The 20,077-nt window shown below is 41.4% G+C and carries 16 protein-coding genes and 1 pseudogene; 12 read left to right on the top strand and 5 right to left on the bottom strand.

From position 1 onward, the window contains the following. Positions 1 to 14 precede the first annotated feature (14 nt). The 7 genes from ACY3LV_RS16960 to splB all read left to right on the top strand — a co-directional run bounded on the left by ACY3LV_RS16960 (position 15) and on the right by splB (position 7,751). Positions 15 to 980 (top strand): LacI family DNA-binding transcriptional regulator, encoded by a 966-nt coding sequence (locus tag ACY3LV_RS16960; RefSeq protein ID WP_464864200.1) that lies wholly within the window; start codon positions 15 to 17, stop codon positions 978 to 980. A gap of 62 nt (positions 981 to 1,042) precedes the next feature. Further along, positions 1,043 to 1,909, top strand: coding sequence for a glucose PTS transporter transcription antiterminator GlcT (glcT, locus tag ACY3LV_RS16955; RefSeq protein WP_087991008.1), 867 nt, complete (start codon positions 1,043 to 1,045; stop codon positions 1,907 to 1,909). A gap of 229 nt (positions 1,910 to 2,138) precedes the next feature. After that, positions 2,139 to 4,238, top strand: coding sequence for a PTS glucose transporter subunit IIABC (gene ptsG, locus ACY3LV_RS16950; RefSeq protein WP_464864199.1), 2,100 nt, complete (start codon positions 2,139 to 2,141; stop codon positions 4,236 to 4,238). 96 nt (positions 4,239 to 4,334) lie between these two features. After that, entirely contained in the window at positions 4,335 to 4,601 is a 267-nt protein-coding gene (locus ACY3LV_RS16945) for a phosphocarrier protein HPr (RefSeq protein WP_003218637.1), read from the top strand. Then, entirely contained in the window at positions 4,601 to 6,313 is a 1,713-nt protein-coding gene (ptsP, locus tag ACY3LV_RS16940; protein WP_087991010.1) for a phosphoenolpyruvate--protein phosphotransferase, read from the top strand. Before ACY3LV_RS16945 ends, ptsP begins: the two co-directional genes overlap by 1 nt. A 92-nt stretch (positions 6,314 to 6,405) precedes the next feature. Continuing rightward, a complete protein-coding gene (splA, locus tag ACY3LV_RS16935; RefSeq protein WP_087991011.1) occupies positions 6,406 to 6,645 on the top strand; it encodes a splAB operon transcriptional regulator SplA in 240 nt (79 codons plus the stop codon). 77 nt (positions 6,646 to 6,722) lie between these two features. Further along, positions 6,723 to 7,751 (top strand): spore photoproduct lyase, encoded by a 1,029-nt coding sequence (gene splB, locus ACY3LV_RS16930; RefSeq protein ID WP_087991012.1) that lies wholly within the window; start codon positions 6,723 to 6,725, stop codon positions 7,749 to 7,751. A 47-nt stretch (positions 7,752 to 7,798) separates the two neighbouring features. Here the strand turns inward: splB and ACY3LV_RS16925 are convergent. Beyond that, positions 7,799 to 8,412 (bottom strand): annotated as a pseudogene (locus ACY3LV_RS16925) (GNAT family N-acetyltransferase). A 158-nt stretch (positions 8,413 to 8,570) separates the two neighbouring features. On the opposite strand from ACY3LV_RS16925, the gene mcpC reads away from it, so the two are divergent. Together mcpC and ACY3LV_RS16915 are read left to right on the top strand one after the other, a co-directional pair. Beyond that, positions 8,571 to 10,538, top strand: a complete 1,968-nt coding sequence (gene mcpC, locus ACY3LV_RS16920) for a methyl-accepting chemotaxis protein McpC (RefSeq protein WP_464864198.1) — start codon at positions 8,571 to 8,573, stop codon at positions 10,536 to 10,538. 140 nt (positions 10,539 to 10,678) lie between these two features. Beyond that, the gene (locus tag ACY3LV_RS16915; protein ID WP_148963743.1) at positions 10,679 to 11,545 is read left to right on the top strand and encodes an NAD(P)-dependent oxidoreductase; all 867 of its coding nucleotides are present in this window, start codon (positions 10,679 to 10,681) and stop codon (positions 11,543 to 11,545) included. 39 nt (positions 11,546 to 11,584) lie between these two features. Here the strand turns inward: ACY3LV_RS16915 and ACY3LV_RS16910 are convergent, their stop codons facing one another. Beyond that, the gene (locus ACY3LV_RS16910) at positions 11,585 to 12,358 is read right to left on the bottom strand and encodes a CAP domain-containing protein (protein WP_333560519.1); all 774 of its coding nucleotides are present in this window, start codon (positions 12,356 to 12,358) and stop codon (positions 11,585 to 11,587) included. A 336-nt stretch (positions 12,359 to 12,694) separates the two neighbouring features. Here ACY3LV_RS16910 and ACY3LV_RS16905 point away from each other — a divergent pair, with 336 nt between their 5' ends. Both ACY3LV_RS16905 and kinA read left to right on the top strand, forming a co-directional pair. Next, a complete protein-coding gene (locus tag ACY3LV_RS16905) occupies positions 12,695 to 14,815 on the top strand; it encodes a penicillin-binding protein 2 (RefSeq protein WP_333560518.1) in 2,121 nt (706 codons plus the stop codon). Positions 14,816 to 14,976: 161 nt separating this feature from the next. After that, complete coding sequence (gene kinA, locus ACY3LV_RS16900) at positions 14,977 to 16,797, top strand: sporulation histidine kinase KinA (RefSeq protein ID WP_202328613.1); 1,821 nt, start codon at positions 14,977 to 14,979, stop codon at positions 16,795 to 16,797. Positions 16,798 to 16,806: 9 nt separating this feature from the next. On the opposite strand, the gene ACY3LV_RS16895 is transcribed toward kinA, so the two are convergent. Both ACY3LV_RS16895 and ACY3LV_RS16890 read right to left on the bottom strand, forming a co-directional pair. Continuing rightward, entirely contained in the window at positions 16,807 to 17,988 is a 1,182-nt protein-coding gene (locus ACY3LV_RS16895) for an aminotransferase A (RefSeq protein ID WP_087991016.1), read from the bottom strand. A 200-nt stretch (positions 17,989 to 18,188) separates the two neighbouring features. After that, on the bottom strand, positions 18,189 to 18,350 hold the full coding sequence (locus tag ACY3LV_RS16890) for a hypothetical protein (protein WP_289347050.1): 162 nt from the start codon (positions 18,348 to 18,350) through the stop codon (positions 18,189 to 18,191). A 206-nt stretch (positions 18,351 to 18,556) separates the two neighbouring features. On the opposite strand from ACY3LV_RS16890, the gene cheV reads away from it, so the two are divergent. Further along, the gene (cheV, locus tag ACY3LV_RS16885) at positions 18,557 to 19,468 is read left to right on the top strand and encodes a chemotaxis protein CheV (RefSeq protein WP_087991018.1); all 912 of its coding nucleotides are present in this window, start codon (positions 18,557 to 18,559) and stop codon (positions 19,466 to 19,468) included. A 42-nt stretch (positions 19,469 to 19,510) separates the two neighbouring features. Here the strand turns inward: cheV and ACY3LV_RS16880 are convergent, their stop codons facing one another. Then, positions 19,511 to 19,975 carry a YkyB family protein gene (locus ACY3LV_RS16880; RefSeq protein WP_087991019.1) on the bottom strand — a complete coding sequence of 155 codons (465 nt, stop codon included), beginning with the start codon at positions 19,973 to 19,975 and terminating at the stop codon, positions 19,511 to 19,513. Between the last annotated feature and the right edge of the window lie 102 nt (positions 19,976 to 20,077).

The following is a 20,077-nucleotide window of genomic DNA, read 5'->3' as shown; positions in this document are numbered from 1 at the left end:
AAAGAAGGGAATCTATGGCTAATATTAAAGACATTGCAGAAAAAGCCGGTGTCTCCGTTACAACGGTTTCCCGAGTCATAAACAATCATCCTTACGTCAGTGAAGACAAAAGAAATCGGGTGCTTGAGGCAATGGAAGCATTGGCGTACGCGAGAAATATTCACGCTGTGCATTTATCGAAAGGATTTTCAAACATGATTGGCGTTGTCTTGCCGACGATTAAACTCCCTTATTTTGCAGAGCTGATTGCAGGGATAGCCGACGCAGCCGCGGAATCCGGAATTCACCTCTCTTTATTCCAAACAAACTATGATGTGGAGAAAGAAATATTCACGCTGTCCCAGTTAAAGCAACGGCAGGTTGACGGGTTGATTTTTTGTTCGAAATCGCTTGCTGATGAGAAGCTTATCGAATGGGAGGGCCCGATATTGCTTTGCCAGAATTCAGATATCGGCCGTTTTCCAACCATCAGCATTCCTCACCACCAAGCATTCAGGTGCGGCTTGGACTATTTAATTACCAAAGGGCATAAAAAAATAGCAATCTGTTTGGCAAGGAAAAAGGGCATGAACAGCCATTTTCGAATCAAAGCCTATAAAGAAGCATTGGAAGAGATCGGAGAGGCCTTTCATGAAGACTGGGTGATTGAGAAAGCGATTACAATCAATGATGGAAAGGCGCTTTTTCATAAGTGGAAAAAGTGGAAGGAAAAACCGACGGCTATTTTTGTTGCCAATGATCAAGTGTCAGCAGGGCTTTTACTTGAAGCAAAGGCCCAGCGGATATCGGTACCGGATGAACTTGCCATCTTAAGCGTTGATAACCATGAAATCAGTCAATCGCTTGGTGTCACAACGATCGATATTCAAACAAAAGAAATGGGAAAGCAGGCGTTTGCCATGCTGGAAAAAAGAATTCAGGGACAGCCGATTGAGAGGAAAGTTCTCGATTACCGCCTCATCGAAAGATCGACTGTTTAGTGAAAGCATCGAAAAAAGGTTTGACGTGCATTCCGTTCGTTATGTACGATATGAGGTATTGAATGACAAAGGAGCTGAGGATCGTGAATGGGTCCTTTACAGTGAAAAAGGTACTGAATAATAACGTATTAATTGCTTCTCATCATAAATACAGCGAAGTCGTTTTAATCGGAAAAGGTATTGGTTTCGGAAAAAAACAAGATGATGTCATTGAAGATAAAGGCTACGAAAAAATGTTCATTTTAAAGGACGAGAAGGAACAAAAACAGTTTAAAAAGCTCCTTGACTATGTTGATGAAAAGCTCGTTGATATTTCAAACGATGTCATCTATCACATCAGCAACAGGACGAACCACTCATTAAATGAACATATTCACATTGCGCTGACAGATCATATCGCATTTGCGATCAAAAGACAGCAGCAGGGCTTTGATATGAAAAATCCATTTTTAATGGAGACTCAGTCACTATATCCTGATGAATACCAAATAGCCAAAGAAGTCATAGAAATGATCAATGAAAAAGCGGGAATCTGTCTTCCTGAGGGGGAGATCGGTTTTATCGCCCTGCATATCCATTCGGCCCTGACAAACCGTCCGCTGTCCGAAGTCAATCAGCACTCGCAGCTGATGGCGCAGCTTGTCGAGGTGATTGAAGACTCATTTCAAATGAAAGTAAACAAGGAAAGTGTTCACTATTTGCGGCTGATCCGGCATATCAGATTTACTATAGAAAGAATTAAAAAAGAAGAACCGACTAAAGAACCAGAAAAATTAATGTTGTTATTGAAAAATGAATATCCACTATGCTACAATACAGCTTGGAAATTGATTAAAATCTTGCAGCAAACATTGAAGAAACCAGTTCATGAGGCGGAAGCGGTTTATCTGACGCTTCATCTGTACCGATTAACCAATAAAATTTCATAAATTCAGTTTATCCTTATAACGTGTTACTGATCCGATCAGGCATGAGTGATTGAGGGGAAAAAACGGGAAGTCTATTCTCGTTCTTTTGTGCACCCGATTTTGCTCATGCCCTTTTTGTTGTGTAAAAGGGCAAATGTAAACGGTTAAACTGGGAGACTTACGCCTGTGAATTCGTTGTCATGATTTTTAGCTGTAAGGTCAGACTAGTAAAAAGAGGAGGTCAATTCTTATGTTTAAAGCATTATTCGGCGTTCTTCAAAAAATCGGGCGTGCGCTTATGCTTCCAGTTGCGATCCTTCCGGCTGCGGGTATCTTACTTGCGATCGGAAATGCGATGCAAAATAAGGACATGATTGAAGTCCTGCATTTCTTGAGCAATGACAATGTTCAGCTCGTAGCAGGTGTTATGGAAAGCGCTGGACAAATTGTTTTTGATAATCTTCCGCTTCTATTCGCAGTAGGTGTAGCCATCGGGCTTGCCAACGGTGATGGAGTTGCAGGGATTGCTGCAATTATCGGTTATCTGGTGATGAACGTATCCATGAGTGCGGTTCTTGTTGCAAACGGAACCATTCCTTCCGATTCAATCGAAAGAGCCAAGTTCTTCACGGAAAACCATCCTGCATACGTAAACATGCTTGGTATACCTACCTTGGCGACAGGCGTGTTCGGCGGTATTATCGTCGGTGTGTTAGCGGCATTATTGTTCAACAGATTTTACACAATTGAACTTCCGCAATATCTTGGTTTCTTTGCGGGTAAACGTTTCGTTCCAATTGTTACGTCAATTTCTGCACTGATTCTGGGTCTTATTATGTTAGTGATCTGGCCTCCGATCCAGCATGGATTGAATTCCTTTTCAACAGGATTAGTGGAAGCGAATCCAACCCTTGCTGCATTTATCTTCGGGGTGATCGAACGCTCACTTATTCCATTCGGTTTGCATCACATTTTCTATTCGCCGTTCTGGTATGAATTCTTCAGCTATAAGAGTGCTGCAGGAGAAATCATCCGCGGGGATCAGCGTATCTTTATGGCGCAGATTAAAGACGGCGTACAGTTAACAGCAGGTACGTTCATGACAGGTAAATATCCATTTATGATGTTCGGTCTGCCTGCTGCGGCGCTTGCGATATATCATGAAGCAAAACCGAAAAACAAAAAACTTGTTGCAGGTATTATGGGTTCAGCGGCCTTGACATCCTTCTTAACAGGAATCACAGAGCCATTGGAATTCTCATTCCTATTCGTTGCCCCTATCTTGTTTGCAATTCACTGTGTGTTCGCGGGACTTTCATTCATGGTCATGCAGCTGTTGAATGTTAAGATTGGTATGACATTCTCCGGCGGTTTAATTGACTACTTCCTATTCGGTATTTTGCCGAACCGGACGGCATGGTGGCTTGTCATTCCTGTCGGCTTAGCGATTGCGGTCATTTACTACTTCGGGTTCCGATTTGCCATCCGCAAATTTAATCTTAAAACACCTGGACGCGAGGATGCTGCGGCTGAAACTGCATCAACTGGGAAAACAGGTGAAGCTGGAGATCTTCCTTATGAGATCCTGCAGGCAATGGGTGACCAGGAAAACATCAAACACCTTGATGCTTGTATCACTCGTCTGCGTGTGACTGTAAACGATCAGAAAAAGGTTGATAAAGACCGTCTGAAACAGCTTGGCGCTTCCGGCGTGCTGGAAGTCGGCAACAACATTCAGGCTATTTTCGGCCCTCGTTCTGACAGTTTAAAAACACAAATGCAAGACATCATTGCGGGACGTAAGCCAAGACCTGAACCGACAACATCTGCTCAAGAAGAAGTAAGTCAGCAGGTTGAGGAAGTCATTGCAGAACCGCTGCAAAATGAAATCGGCGAGGAAGTTTTCGTATCTCCGATTGCCGGAGAAATTCACCCGATTACTGATGTTCCTGACCAAGTCTTCTCAGGAAAAATGATGGGTGACGGTTTTGCGGTTCTCCCTTCAGAAGGTATAGTCGTATCACCGGTTCGAGGAAAAATTCTAAATGTGTTCCCGACGAAACATGCGATCGGCCTGCAATCCGACGGCGGAAGAGAAATTTTGATCCACTTTGGTATTGATACTGTCAGCCTGAAGGGCGAAGGATTTACGTCTTTCGTATCAGAAGGAGACCGCGTGGAGCCTGGACAGAAACTTCTTGAAGTTGATCTGGAAGCAGTCAAACCAAATGTACCGTCTCTTATGACACCGATTGTGTTTACGAACCTTGCTGAAGGAGAAACAGTCAGCATTAAGGCAAGCGGCTCAGTCAACAGAGAACAAGAAGAAATTGTGAAGATTGAAAAATAAGGTGTTAGTACGCTGTGCTTGTCAGATGACAAGTACGGCTGTATGATATAATATTGTGAAGTAATATAGCTTTAAGTTAAAAGGAGAATGATAAAAATGGCACAAAAAACATTTAAAGTAACTGCAGATTCTGGAATCCACGCTCGTCCTGCGACAGTTCTTGTACAAACTGCAAGCAAATACGACGCTGACGTGAATTTAGAATATAACGGCAAAACAGTAAACCTTAAATCTATCATGGGTGTTATGTCTCTAGGGATCGCTAAAGGCGCTGAGATCACAATCTCTGCTACTGGCGCTGACGAAAATGATGCTCTTAACGCTTTAGAAGAAACAATGAAAAGCGAAGGACTCGGCGAGTAATGCAAGAATTAAAAGGGATTGGCGCTTCAGCCGGCATCGCGATTGCAAAAGCGTACCGGCTTGAAGAGCCAGATTTAACGGTTGAAAAGAAAAACATCTCTGATTCTGAAGCGGAAGTAAGCCGTTTTGATGAAGCGATTGCACGTTCAAAAGAAGAGCTCGAAAAAATCAAAGAGCACGCTCTGAAAGAACTTGGTCAGGATAAAGCTGACATTTTTTCTGCTCACCTTTTAGTTCTCAGTGACCCTGAGCTTCTAAACCCTGTGAAAGAGAAAATCAGCACTGATTCAGTGAACGCTGAATTCGCTTTAAAAGAAACGTCTTCTATGTTCGTTACTATGTTTGAATCAATGGACAACGAATATATGAAAGAGCGTGCGGCTGATATCCGCGACGTAACAAAACGCGTAACCGGCCACCTGCTTGGCGTCGAAATTCCAAACCCGAGCATGATCTCAGAAGAGGTTATTATTATAGCTGAAGACTTAACACCGTCTGACACAGCTCAATTAAACCGTGAGTTCGTAAAAGGATTCACAACTGATATCGGCGGACGCACATCTCACTCTGCCATCATGGCGCGTTCTCTTGAGATTCCTGCAGTTGTTGGTACGAAAGCGGCTACAGGCACGATCCAAAACGGCGTAACTGTTATCGTTGACGGTATTAATGGCGATGTCATTATCGACCCATCTGCGGAAACTGTAAAAGAGTATGAGGAAAAACATAATGCTTATTTGGCTCAAAAAGCTGAATGGGCGAAGCTTGTCAATGAACCGACTGTCTCAAAAGACGGACATCATGTAGAGCTTGCAGCGAACATCGGTACTCCTGATGATGTGAAAGGCGTTCTTGAAAATGGCGGGGAAGCAGTGGGCCTTTACCGTACAGAATTCCTTTACATGGGAAGAGATCAGCTGCCTACAGAAGATGAGCAGTTTGATGCATATAAAACGGTTCTTGAGCGTATGGAAGGAAAATCAGTTGTCGTGCGGACACTTGATATTGGCGGAGACAAAGAGCTTCCTTACCTGCATCTTCCTAAAGAAATGAACCCGTTCTTGGGATACAGAGCGATTCGTCTTTGCCTTGAAGAGCAAGAAATCTTCAGAACACAGCTTCGCGCGCTGCTTCGTGCAAGTACATACGGAAACCTGAAAATCATGTTCCCTATGATTGCGACAGTTAACGAATTTAAAGAAGCAAAAGCGATCCTTCTTGAAGAGAAAGAAAAGCTTGTCAAAGCGGGACAGACTGTATCTGACGATATTGAAGTCGGTATGATGGTTGAAATTCCGTCAACTGCAGTCATCGCTGATCAGTTTGCTAAAGAAGTTGATTTCTTCAGTATTGGAACAAACGATTTGATTCAATACACAATGGCTGCTGACCGTATGAATGAGCGTGTATCTTATCTGTATCAGCCATACAACCCTGCAATCCTTCGCTTGATTACACTCGTAATTGAAGCGGCACACAAAGAAGGAAAATGGGTTGGCATGTGCGGAGAAATGGCTGGAGACGAAATTGCGATCCCGATCCTTCTCGGCTTAGGCTTAGATGAGTTCTCAATGAGCGCAACTTCTATCCTTCCGGCAAGAACACAAATCAGCAAATTGTCTAAACAAGAAGCTGAGTCATTCAAAGAGAAAATTTTATCTATGAGCACGACAGAAGAAGTTGTTGCGTTCGTAAAAGAAACATTCAAGTAATGTATACAAAAACCAGACGGCCTTCGGCCTGTCTGGTTTTTTTCATAAGCAAGGGTATAGAAGGGCACAATAACATGGCGAGGAGGGATAGTATGTCAAACCAATTTAACGCAGGAGATACAGTGTACGTGATCTACAGAAATCCGCACGCCGCCAATGTTGCCCATATTAAGGAAGCTGAAATTATGCACCATCCATACCATGAAGGTGAGCTTTCCCTGTTTATTTTTGAAACTTATCATCCGTTTGCAGAGGATGATGCTGTGTTTGCAAGCTATGAAGAAGCGAAATCACTTTACAAAGAACTATTTGATATCGATCCATACGAGTAACAAGGAAATCATTACAACTCATATCCTTTCCGTCTTATGAGAAAAGTAACGGTAGTAAAGGAAAAGGATGTGGCATTATGCAGAACCCATTTGTTCCGCAGCTTGTGTATATTGAACCGAGAGCGCTGGAATATCCGCTGGCTCAAGAATTACAGGATAAATTTGAGAACATGGGCATTGAAATCAGAGAAACGACATCCCACAATCAGGTGCGTAATATTCCAGGGAAAAATCATCTTCAGCAATATCGCAACGCGAAATCAACTTTAGTCATCGGTGTCAGAAAAACATTAAAGTTTGACTCTTCCAAACCCTCGGCTGAATACGCCATTCCGTTTGCCACAGGCTGTATGGGGCATTGCCATTACTGCTACCTGCAAACAACCATGGGGTCAAAGCCGTATATCAGAACCTATGTAAACGTTGAAGAGATATTAGACCAGGCTGATAAGTATATGAAGGAGCGCGCGCCAGAGTTCACAAGGTTTGAAGCCTCATGTACGTCAGACATAGTAGGAATTGATCATCTGACACACTCGCTGAAGCACGCCATTGAACATTTTGGACAAAGTGAGCTCGGAAAACTGAGATTTGTAACGAAATTTCATCATGTCGATCACCTATTAGACGCAAAGCATAACGGGAAAACGAGATTCAGATTCAGTATTAATGCCGACTATGTGATTAAAAACTTTGAGCCGGGAACCTCACCTCTTGATAAACGGATAGAAGCCGCAGTAAAAGTTGCAAAAGCAGGATATCCGCTAGGCTTTATTGTTGCACCGATTTATATTCATGAAGGCTGGGAAGAAGGATACAGACATTTGTTTGAAAAACTTGATGCTGCTTTGCCGCAGGATGTCAGACATGATATTACGTTTGAATTAATTCAGCACCGTTTTACAAAGCCGGCCAAACGAGTGATTGAGAAGAATTATCCAAAGACAAAGCTCGAATTAGATGAAGAAAAGCGGCGTTATAAATGGGGTCGTTACGGAATCGGGAAATATATTTATCAGAAAGATGAAGAGCATGATCTTCGGGAAAAGCTTGAATCCTATATTGATACTTATTTCCCTAATGCGAAAATCGAATATTTCACTTAAACGGGCTGTGATGATGAACAGCTCGCTTTTTTATAAAAAGGATTTTTTCATTTCATTAAAACGCCGAAATTCAATGATTCTTTATCCTCTAAATAATTGCAGACTAGACGAATCGGTGAACGCCGGGGGAGAAGGGACAGCATAGGGCCTTTTTTTCCTGCATTCATCACATCTTCAACGTATCGTACAGCGCTGATCTCGTGTGCGTATTTATGATAAAAAGGAATACGCCCGCCGCCTAGAAGGCGCTCGAGCCGTTTGTCAACAGTCAGCTCATACATCGTGTTCATCAGCCATTTTCCGATTCCAAGCTTCCGATACTGAGGAGAAACTGAAATATCCACTACATATAAAGGATTTCCATGAGGATCATGATTTTTAATTGATCCGCTGTCTGTCGCGCGCCCATGTATGGTCAGAAGATTCAGGCTCAAAATGTACGATAAGGGCGGTCATAGAACCGACAATTCAGCCATTGACCAGCGCGCATAAAGCGCCCTCCGGAAAGGCTTTGATGTGGTGTCAAGCTGTTCCTCTGACCACAACAATTCTTCAGAAAACGGAGGAGGAAAACAATCTTTTTGAAGAGAAATCAGCCCTTTTATGTCAGTCTCCGAATAGTTTCTGATGGAAGAGCCTCAAATTTTCTGCCGTTGTGCACGTACTGTGTTTTCGTATGATCATCACCCTCCTTATGTTGTTTTCATCATATTGAGGGCTGAATTTTCAGTAAATACATTTCAATGTTCATATAATTTATTTTTTGATTATTCATCTTTCAAACAAAAGGGCCGATATAGAAATTAGGAGGGGATTGGTTTGTTTAAAAAACTTCATATAAAGATTGCTGTTTTTGTTTCGATCATGTTAATTGTCACAGTTGTTCTTTTAGTGCTGTCTTCTTATCTGACGCTGAAACCGATGATTACAGAGGATGGGAAAAATACAACTCAAAACGTGACGCAGTCACTTGAACAAAATATTGAATTGCAATTAAAGAGTTATGCCATATCGTTATCGAGATTGGCTAATGGGGAATTAACTCGTACATTTGTAACAAAACCAAGTAAAGAAGCTTCTCGGCTGTTTAACGATGATATTAAACAAATCAAAGATAACGATGATTATGTTGCGATGGCTTACATAGGCACCGCAAAAAAAGAAATGTTTACATATCCGAAAGCTGATTTTGCTGATGATTATGATCCGACATCGAGACCATGGTATAAGCTTGCAGCTGAAACCCCGGACCAAGTCGTTTGGACGGAACCTTATCAAGATGTCGTGACAGGAGATATGATTGTCACAGCATCGAAAGCGGTTCTTGACGGGCAAAAAGTGATGGGGGTTGCCAGCTACGATTTGAAACTCTCTGCCATCCAGAGCATGGTCAATAAACAAAAGGTGCCCTACAAGGGATTTGCCTTTTTAGCTGATGCGAGCGGCAATCTTTTAGCACATCCGTCAAACCAAGGAAAAAACATATCAAAGGATCAAACACTGAAAACCATTGCATCTGAGAAAAAAGGGATACAGGATGAAAATGGGAAAATGATTGTGTACCAAACGATTGGTGAAACGGGCTGGAAAGTCGGAACGCAATTTGATACCGATAAATTAATGTGGATTTCCGATAAAATGAATCAGGCGAATCTTTGGATATCATTGATAGCGCTTGTCGCTACGATCATTCTCAGCTACTTCCTGGCCAAAACGATAACCGGTCCGATACAGCAGCTGATCGCAAAAACGAAGGCAGTTTCCGAAGGCGATTTAACCGTTCATGCTGAATCAAAATCCAAGGATGAAGTCGGGATTTTAACAAGAGATTTTAATCAGATGGTTGGAAATATGAAGGATATGGTTGAACAAGTGAGACTATCTTCAGGGAAAGTATCTGATACCTCTGAGCAGTTAACAGTTGTCTCTGCGGAAACAAATGAAACAAGCGGTCAAATTGCAAAAGCGATTGAAGAAGTAGCCGCAGGGGCATCAGAACAGGCTTCTGAAGTAGAGACTATTAACGAAAAATCAGAAAGTCTGTCAACTAAAATCAGACAAATTGCTGCGGAGGCAGGCGGAATGAAAGAACGCTCAAAATCGTCTGAGAATGCAAGCTATAAAGGACTTGACGCGCTCGGCCAGCTGCTGATGAAGTCAAACGAAGCCAACACGGAAACGAAAAAGGTTGAAACGATGCTGCTTGATTTAGAAAATCAAACAAAGAATATCGAAGAAGTCGTTACAGCTATTTCAAATATTTCTGATCAAACGAACTTGCTTGCTTTAAATGCCAGCATTGAGGCAGCCAGAGCCGGAGAAAGCGGACGCGGCTTTGCCGTCGTAGCTGAAGAAGTGAGAAAGCTTGCCGAGCAATCAGCGCTTTCTACAAAGCATATCAGCGAGACTGTGAAGCTTATCCAGGTTGAGACGAAAGAGGCCTCTCACGCAATGGTTGAGGCAAGCAGAATGAATGATGAACAAAACAGTGCCATTCATGAGACTGGAGAGGTATTAAACACGATTACCGTGGAAATGCAGTCACTGGTTCAAGGCATTGATCACATTTACGAAGAAATTCAAAGAATGAGTGAAGAGCAGCTCGCGATTTCTGAAGCGATTCAAAGTATTTCAGCCATATCACAGGAATCGGCAGCTGCAGCAGAGGAAGTCAATGCATCAACTGATGAACAGCTGATCACCCTTGATAAAGTCAAACACTCAACGGAAACATTAAAGCATGCAAGCCAAGAGCTAATGAGCACAATTACGAAATTCACATTGTAATCCAATTAAATCCCCAAAAACTTGGGGATTTTTTTATTTTAAGAGTTACTATAAGATAAATAGATATGGTAGTCTAGAAAATGAAGGAAATATGATAAATTTTAACTAAAATCAAAACGAAACATCTGGGAGGAATGACCTTGAAAAAAACAATTGGTTTTATCGGTCTTGGAGTGATGGGAAAAAGCATGGCATCACATATTCTGAATGACGGCCATCCTGTATTGGTGTACACCCGGACAAAAGAAAAAGCAGACAGCATACTGCAAAAAGGCGCAGTATGGAAAGAAACAGTCAAAGATCTTTCAAAAGAAGCGGATGTTATCATCACAATGGTCGGCTACCCTAGTGATGTTGAAGAAGTGTATTTTGGAAGCAACGGAATTATTGAAAATGCAAAAGAAGGCGCGTATCTCATTGATATGACCACATCTAAACCTTCGCTTGCGAAGAAGATTGCTGAAGCAGCCAAAGAAAAAGCATTGTTCGCTTTAGATGCCCCTGTTTCCGGCGGAGATATCGGTGCACAAAACGGAACACTCGCGATTATGGTTGGCGGAGAAAAAGATGCATTTGAAGTCTGCATGCCGATTTTCTCTTTAATGGGAGAAAATATTCAATATCAAGGACCGGCTGGAAGCGGACAGCATACCAAAATGTGTAATCAGATTGCAATCGCAGCCGGCATGATCGGTGTGGCGGAAGCGATGGCATATGCTCAAAAATCAGGCCTGCAGCCGGAAAATGTCCTGAAAAGCATCACAACGGGCGCAGCCGGAAGCTGGTCATTGTCAAATCTTGCTCCCCGTATGCTGCAAGACAACTTTGAACCGGGTTTTTATGTGAAGCATTTTATTAAAGATATGGGAATTGCGTTGGAGGAAGCGGAATTAATGGGAGAAGAAATGCCAGGCTTGTCCCTTGCGAAATCCTTATATGACAAGCTCGCTGCACAAGGCGAAGAAAACAGCGGGACTCAAAGTATATATAAGCTTTGGGTGAAATGAAAAAAGATTGCCTGTACGGTACAGGCAATCTTTTTTGTATTATTTTCCGATAAATTGCTGTGTCCAGATGCTTCCGGACTCAACGTAACCGACACCAATATGAGTAAAGTTAGCGTTTAGAATGTTTTTTCTGTGTCCTTCACTGTTCATCCAAGCTTTTACTACATCTTCTGGTGTTTTTTGACCCTTAGCGATGTTTTCACCTGCTGTTTTATAGCTGATACCGAAAGATTTCATCATATCAAACGGTGAGCCGTAAGTCGGGCTTTGGTGATCAAAATAGTTCTTGTCTTTCATATCTTGAGATTTTGCGCGTGCAGATTTGCTTAACGTTTCATCAATTTGAAGCGGCTTTAAGCCTTGTTTTTGTCTTTCTGCATTTGTAAGCTCAACAACTTTTTTCTCATACGCGCTTACAGATGAAGGCGCAGATGTTGTTTTGTTTGTTTTTTCAGCAGCAGCAGGTGCTTTAGCAGCAGTGTTTTTTTCAGCAGCTGCCTTTTCTGTAGTTTTTTGCGCAGGTTTTGCAGTCTCTGTCTTTTGAACATCCTGAATGTTCATGTTAGATTGCTTCGCATGTTTTTGAAGAAGCTGCTTAAGCTCTTTTTCATTTGCAGCGTTTAATGTTTTGATATTTGTTTTAATATGAAGTTTTTTGACTATATCGTTAAGGGACATGTTTTGCACTGTGTTCCCCATTTTCACCTTTACCACATGCTGGCAGGAGAGTTCTTTCGCTGATGCTTGCTGTACGCCCCCGAATGTGAATAATCCAACCGCAGCGGCAGCAGATAAAATAAATGCTTTCTTCATTAGTTCATAACCTCCTAGAGTTGTTTGTTGCTACAAAAAAATCATAACATAGCTTTTTTGTCATAAAGTATCCATCACTTCCCTTTGACAAAGAGAGATTGTCATTTTTGTAACCAATGTGTGCTGAATCCTTGAAAAGAAGGGAATCAGCTGCAAATCATGTTTTATCACACTGTTACATGTCTTCCTTTTTTTTGAATCGTTAGTTAAATTTAAATATGCTTTTATATTGACAGCTTTTTTTATCCCTTTTTGCTGTAACAACTATTACAAAGGTGTTACAATTAATCTCAGTATATGTAAATATATTGAATGATTTGAGAGGGGTAACCAGAAGTGACTGAAATAGGACGTGAACCAAAGAAAAAGAGCAAAGGAAACAGAGCCATCAGAATGAACCTTTTTTTCCTTGCTGTCTTTCTTCTATTCACTGCATTAATCTTTAAGCTTGGCGTTGTTCAAATTGTTGAAGGCGAACAGCATGAAGAAGACGCTGAGATAGCAAATGCAAAAACAGCGTATTATCCCGCACCTCGAGGGAAGATGTATGACAGAAATCAGAAAGTTGCTGTCGATAACCAGAGCGTGCCTGAAATTGTGTATGTTTCAACATCGAGCACAAAAACAGAGGATAAAATCAAAACAGCGAAGAAGCTTGCTGCTTTCATTCATATTGATACCGAATTTTTGAAGGATAGAGATTTGCGTGATTACTGGATCGCATCCCATCCGAAAAAAGCTGCCGCTCTGCTTAAGGAATCTGAAAGCAATCTGAAAGGGGCCCAGGCTTACAAGCTCCAAATTGAGCGTGTTTCGGATGAAGATTTGAAGGCTATTCAGCGAAATGACGAAGAAATGAAAATCGCTGCGATATATACAAGGTTTTCAAGCGGTAATGCTTACGAACCTCAAATCGTAAAGGCGATGAACCCAAATGAAAGCAACAGCAATGGAAAAAACGGAACGCTGCTTGATGAGAAGAAAAGCTCCAGCCAAAGACCAAAAAATGACTTAACATATGATGAAATTTCAATTGTTTCTGAGCATTTAGAAGAGCTTCCGGGAATTGACATCGTAAACGATTGGACACGAAAATATCCTTATGACAAAACCCTCTATTCCGTTTTCGGAGGCGTCACAACACCTGAACAGGGCCTGCTGAGCGACCGGAAAGATTTCTACTTAACAAGAGGCTATGCGAATAATGACAGAGTGGGGAAAAGTTATTTAGAGTATCAATATGAAGACTACTTAAATTCCCATAAAGAAAAAGTGCAATACGTAGAAGACAATAAAGGAAATGTCGTCAGCCAAAAAACCATTGATAAAGGCAGCAGGGGATACGATCTTCGGCTTTCTTTCGATATGGAGCTCCAGGCAAAGATAGAAAAGATTATTGAAGAAGAAGTGAGAAACAGCCGTGCACGCGGAAACTATATGCTTGACAGAGCCTTTGTTGTGATGATGGACCCGAATAACGGCGATATTTTGTCGTTGGCAGGAAAAAAGATAGATTTAGAAACAAATAAAACGCAAGATTATGCGATAGGTGCATTTACGACCCAATATGAAATGGGTTCAGCAGTAAAGGGCGCCACCGTTCTTGCCGGCTATCAGGACGGGATTCCGCATTATAAATATTTTGTTGATACACCTCTGTATTTTGCAGGTAACAACAGACCGAAAAAATCCTATACCAACATGGGAACGATCAATGAATTAACCGCTTTACAAAAAAGCTCAAATGTATATATGTTTAATGTCGCCATGCACATTGCAGGTGTAACATATAAGCCGCATGGACCTCTGCCCGCTGATCAGAAGGATTTGAATAAAATGAGAAATTATTATAGCCAGTTTGGCCTGGGCGTAAAGACAGGTATTGATCTGCCGCAGGAATCAGCCGGTATGCAAACCACGCCTGAAACTGTAGGGGGGTTAATTTTAGACTTGGCAATCGGTCAATACGATACATACACACCGCTTCAAATGGCGCAGTATATCTCAGTAATCGCCAATGGAGGCTATCGTGTTCAGCCTAGAATCGTTACAAGTATTCATGAGCCAGGCAAAAAAGACCAGCTTGGCAAGGCGATTGAACATAGAAAAGCTAAAGTACTAAATAAGATCAACAATTCAGAGAGTGATTTGAAGCAAGTGCAAACAGGTATGAAATTAGTCACTTCTTCAGGGACAGCTAAAAATACGTTTACAGAAGACGTATCAGGGAAAACGGGAACAGCCGAAACATTTTACTACGGCACGAACCGTAATTGGTGGGGGAAAAGCACATATAACCTAACTTTTGTAGGCTATTACCCGTCGAAAAATCCAAAAGTGGCTTTCAGTGTTGTTGTACCTTCTGTAGCAAACGACCACGACCCAATTAACAAACTCATTGCCAAAAGAGCTATTCACGCTTACGCAGAGCTCGAAAAGAAACACAATAAAAAGTAAAAAGAGGGTGCACATCTGAAAGATTGTGCGCCCTTTCATTTATTCAAAAATTGACGTTCACTATAAGAATAGAAGGAGAATACTCATTTTCTAGCGAATCATACTAGGTAAAAGTCAATCTGTATATGTGAAATAAGATGATCATGCAAAGGAGGGATTCTGTGGAACAGGATACGCAGCATGTTAAACCATTTCAAACAAAAACCGATATTCATGCAGTCTTGGCCTCTAATGGACGCATCATTTATATATCTGCCAACTCCAAACTGCATTTGGGCTATCTCCAAGGAGAGATGATCGGATCATTCCTCAAAACGTTCCTGCATGAGGAAGACCAATTTTTAGTTGAAAGCTATTTTTATAATGAACATCACCTGATGCCGTGTACCTTTCGTTTTATAAAAAAAGACCATACAATTGTGTGGGTGGAGGCTGCGGTAGAAATTGTTACGACAAGAGCTGAGCGGACAGAACGGGAAATCATTTTGAAAATGAAAGTTCTTGAAGAAGAAACAGGCCATCAATCCCTAAACTGCGAAAAACATGAAATCGAGCCTGCAAGCCCGGAATCGACTACATATATAACGGATGATTATGAGCGGTTAGTTGAAAATCTCCCGAGTCCGCTATGCATCAGTGTCAAAGGCAAGATCGTCTATGCAAACAGCGCAATGCTTTCAATGCTCGGAGCGAAAAGCAAGGATGCTATTATTGGCAAATGGTCCTATGAATTTATTGAAGAAGAATATCACGATATCGTGAAAAACAGGATTATACGAATGCAAAAAGGAATGGAAGTCGGAATGATTGAACAGACGTGGAAAAGGCTTGATGGCACACCTGTTCATTTAGAAGTGAAAGCGTCCCCGACCGTCTACAAAAACCAGCAGGCTGAACTGCTGCTGCTGATCGACATCTCTTCAAGAAAAAAATTCCAAACTATCCTGCAAAAAAGCCGTGAACGATATCAGCTGCTCATTCAAAATTCAATCGATACCATTGCGGTGATTCATAATGGAAAATGGGTGTTTATGAATGAGTCGGGAATTTCACTGTTTGAAGCGGCTACCTATGAGGATTTAATTGGCAAAAACATATATGATCAGCTGCACCCTTGCGATCATGAGGACGTAAAAGAGAGAATTCAAAACATCGCCGAGCAAAAAACAGAATCAGAAATTGTCAAGCAATCCTGGTTCACCTTCCAGAACAGGGTCATTTATACGGAGATGGTCTGCATTCCGACGACCTTTTTTGGTGAAGCGGCTGTCCAAGTCATTCTTCGGGACATTTCTGAGAGAAAACAAACAGAAGAATTGATGCTGCAATCGGAAAAATTATCAATCGCAGGGCAGCTCGCGGCGGGAATCGCCCATGAGATCCGCAACCCGCTGACAGCGATCAAAGGATTTTTGCAGCTGATGAAACCGACAATGGAAGAAAATGAACATTACTTTGATATTGTGTTTTCTGAACTCAGCCGCATTGAATTAATACTCAGTGAGCTTCTCATGCTGGCGAAACCCCAGCAAAATGCCGTTAAAGAATATTTGAACCTGAAAAAATTAATTGGTGAGGTCTCGGCCCTGCTGGAAACGCAGGCAAATTTGAATGGCATTTTTATCAGAACCAGCTATGAAAGAGACAGCATTTATATCAACGGGGATCAGAATCAATTAAAGCAGGTATTCATTAATTTAATTAAAAATGCGGTTGAATCAATGCCTGACGGGGGAACAGTAGACATTATCATAACTGAGGATGAGCATTCTGTTCATGTCACTGTCAAAGATGAAGGGGAAGGCATACCGGAAAAGGTGCTGAACCGAATTGGAGAACCATTTTTAACGACAAAAGAAAAAGGCACGGGGCTTGGACTGATGGTTACATATAATATCATTGAAAATCATCAGGGAGTCATCCATGTAGACAGCCAGCCGGAAAAAGGCACAGCGTTTAAAATTTCATTTCCAAAAAAATAAAACAACGGCTTAAACGCCGTTGTTTATCGTCTGCATGGATTCCCGTTTTTTTAATACAAATATTTCTAAGCGGTCCAGCCCTTCTCTTAGCGTGTCCAGCGAGTATGCGAAAGACAGTCTCACATATCCTTCACCATACTTTGAGAATGAGCTGCCCGGCACGAGTGCCACACCAGCATCCTCCAAAAGAGCCATACTAAAATCAAATGAAGACATTCCAAATGATTTAATAGAAGGGAAGATATAAAACGCGCCTGACGGTTTGACAACGTCAAGTCCCATGGAAACAAGGCGGTCATACACATAGTCCAGACGTTTTTTGTATTGTTCCCTCATAATCAGGGCGTCGTCAAAACCGTTTGTCACAGCTTCAAGCGCGGCTTTTTGAGAAATCGATGACGCACATGACACATTGTATTGATGAACCTTTAAAATGTGCTTTGCGATGTTTTTCGGCGCGAATAAAAATCCAATTCTCCAGCCAGTCATGCTGTGTGATTTTGACAAGCCGTTAATGACAATCGTTTGATCCCGCAAATGCGTAGCAATGGAGTAATGCGGTCTGTCATATGTTAATTCACTGTATATTTCATCAGACAATACGAAGACATTTCTGCCTTTTAAAAGGGCGGCGATGCTTTTCAGCTCTTCATCAGATAAAGTCACACCGGTAGGATTTGACGGATAAGGAAGCACGACACACTTGGTGTTAGGAGTCAGAGCATCTTCAATCAGGCGGGCAGTAAGCTTAAAGCCGTGTGACCTGGTATCAACAATAACAGGCTTAGCGCCGCACAAATTGATAATAGGTTCATAGCCTGGATAAATCGGGCCCGGCATAATCACTTCATCACCGGGCGATAAAATCGTCCGGAATGCAGCATCAATGGCTTGACTTGCGCCTGTTGTGATGATGATTTCAGATTCAGCATCATAGTTGAAATCCGCTTTTTTCTTCATATAAATCTGTACTGCTTGTCTCAGCTCAAGATAGCCGGCGTTCGGAGTATATGACGTCACGTTTTCATCAATGGCTTTTTTTGCGGCAGCTTTCACATGATGCGGCGTAAAAAAATCAGGCTGGCCGATTGTAAGTGAAATGACATCTTCGTGTTGAGCTACAAGATTTGAGAATTTGCGTATTCCTGAAATTTCAATCTCTCTTGCTTTCGGATTCAGCAAATGTTCCATAATTCATCACCTTAACAAATATAATGAGTTTATCCTATTTTACCACTAGCTGACCATTTGTCATCTTTTTAGCCGATATATTTCGATTGTATGCACCTTTTTTCTAAACATACCTTTCTTTACAGAAAAAAGAAGACAACCAGCGCTTTGATTGTCTTTATTGTATCATGTTCTATTATTGTTTATATGTGCCGATTTCATTAATAACCATAATCAAAATGAAGGTCTTTGTGCCAAATCATATACGGGGGATGCTCTTCTTGAAGGTCAGCTGATTCTTTCTTCATATCCAGGTAAGTCTCTTCACTGATATCTTCTAAAACAGTCATTTCATTTACTTTAAATATTACTAAGGTACCCATTATTTACACCCTTCTTTGGAAAAATCCTTGACTATTTTATCACTGCTAGTTGGAAAGTCAATGGTTATTAGGAAAAAAGTTTCTTTTTTTAAGAAACGCGGCAAGACGCTATACGAATCCGATTTTGAAGAGCCATGCCATTCACTTTTTACAATTTACGCCGATATATACAGTACAATACTGAATGCGAATAGCGAGGGATTGAAGTGTCGTTACAACAATACGAGATTTTATTGGATTCTGGTACAAATGAATTAGAAATTGTGAAGTTTGGCGTGGGCGATAATGCTTTCGGAATTAACGTCATGAAGGTAAGGGAAATTATTCAGCCAGTCGAGGTGACAACAGTGCCTCACTCCCATCAGCATGTAGAAGGCATGATTAAGATCAGAGGAGAAATTCTCCCTGTGATCAGCCTCTTCTCATTTTTTGGAGTTGAGCCTGATGGATCAAAAGACGAGAAATATATCGTGACTGAATTTAATAAACGGAAAATTGTTTTCCATGTCGGCTCTGTTTCTCAAATTCACAGAGTATCCTGGGAAGCAATTGAAAAGCCGACATCGTTAAATCAAGGAATGGAGCGGCACCTTACCGGAATTATTAAGCTCGAAGACTTGATGATCTTTTTGCCTGACTATGAAAAAATTATTTATGACATTGAATCAGACTCAGGTGTGGATACGTACAATATGCATACCGAGGGCTTTGATCAAAGAAGAGCTGATAAAAAGCTTATCATTGTAGAGGACTCACCGCTTTTGATGCGTCTTTTGCAGGATGAGTTAAAAGAAGCAGGGTACAACAATGTTTCTTCGTTTGAAAACGGAAAAGAGGCTTATGAGTACATTATGAACCTTGCTGAAAACGAAACGGATTTATCAGAACAGATTGATATGATCATCACTGATATTGAAATGCCAAAAATGGACGGACACAGGCTCACAAAGCTGTTGAAGGAAAATCCGAAAAGCTCAGAAGTCCCGGTTATGATTTTCTCATCGTTAATTACCGATGATTTGCGTCACCGCGGAGAAGTCGTTGGCGCAGATGAGCAAATCAGCAAGCCTGAGATCAGTGATTTGATTAAAAAAGTGGATACGTATGTTATCGAATAAATAAAAACAGCCGATGCCCGAAGGGGCACGGCTGTTTTTATTTTAAAAGTAACTCTCGCCGAGTTTTTTAAAGACGGGTTTATGATAAGCTGGCTGCTGGCGATTTGTCACAAGCGGCTTTTCTTTCATGCCGACATATTCTTGCAATAGGTGTTTCGCCTTTGTTAAAGACATTTGAGCTTTAGGATTTCGGTACGATTGATTAAGTGTACCTAAATGCGGAAGATGTTCGAAGTCTTCTTTAGTTGGAGGCATGTGAAAATAGTAGTCTCCGATTGAGATAAGCACGTCCGATTGCTGTTGGCTGAACCTTGGATTTTTTGAAAAATGAAGCCCTATTTTCTTTCCTTTACCTTCTTTGACAAGCTTTTGCAAAGCCCGTTTTTTCAGCAGATATAGGTATTTAGGGTTGGGGGCGGTTTTTGCATGGCGGTTCACTGTGTAAACTGCTTTTGAAAGATTTTCTACGGTTGGCTGCAGATCTTTCGTATATGCATGGTCGTCCATTATTTCTCTCCTTTGCTCTTATCAAGTTCTATATGATTAGATTATACTTTTTTAAAGTTGAAATGCAAATATTGATTGTAAAAATGCGCTTTTTTCTGAGAA

This window comes from Bacillus sp. 11C, assembly GCF_055486375.1.
This window is presented reverse-complemented; position numbering and strand designations above follow the sequence as displayed.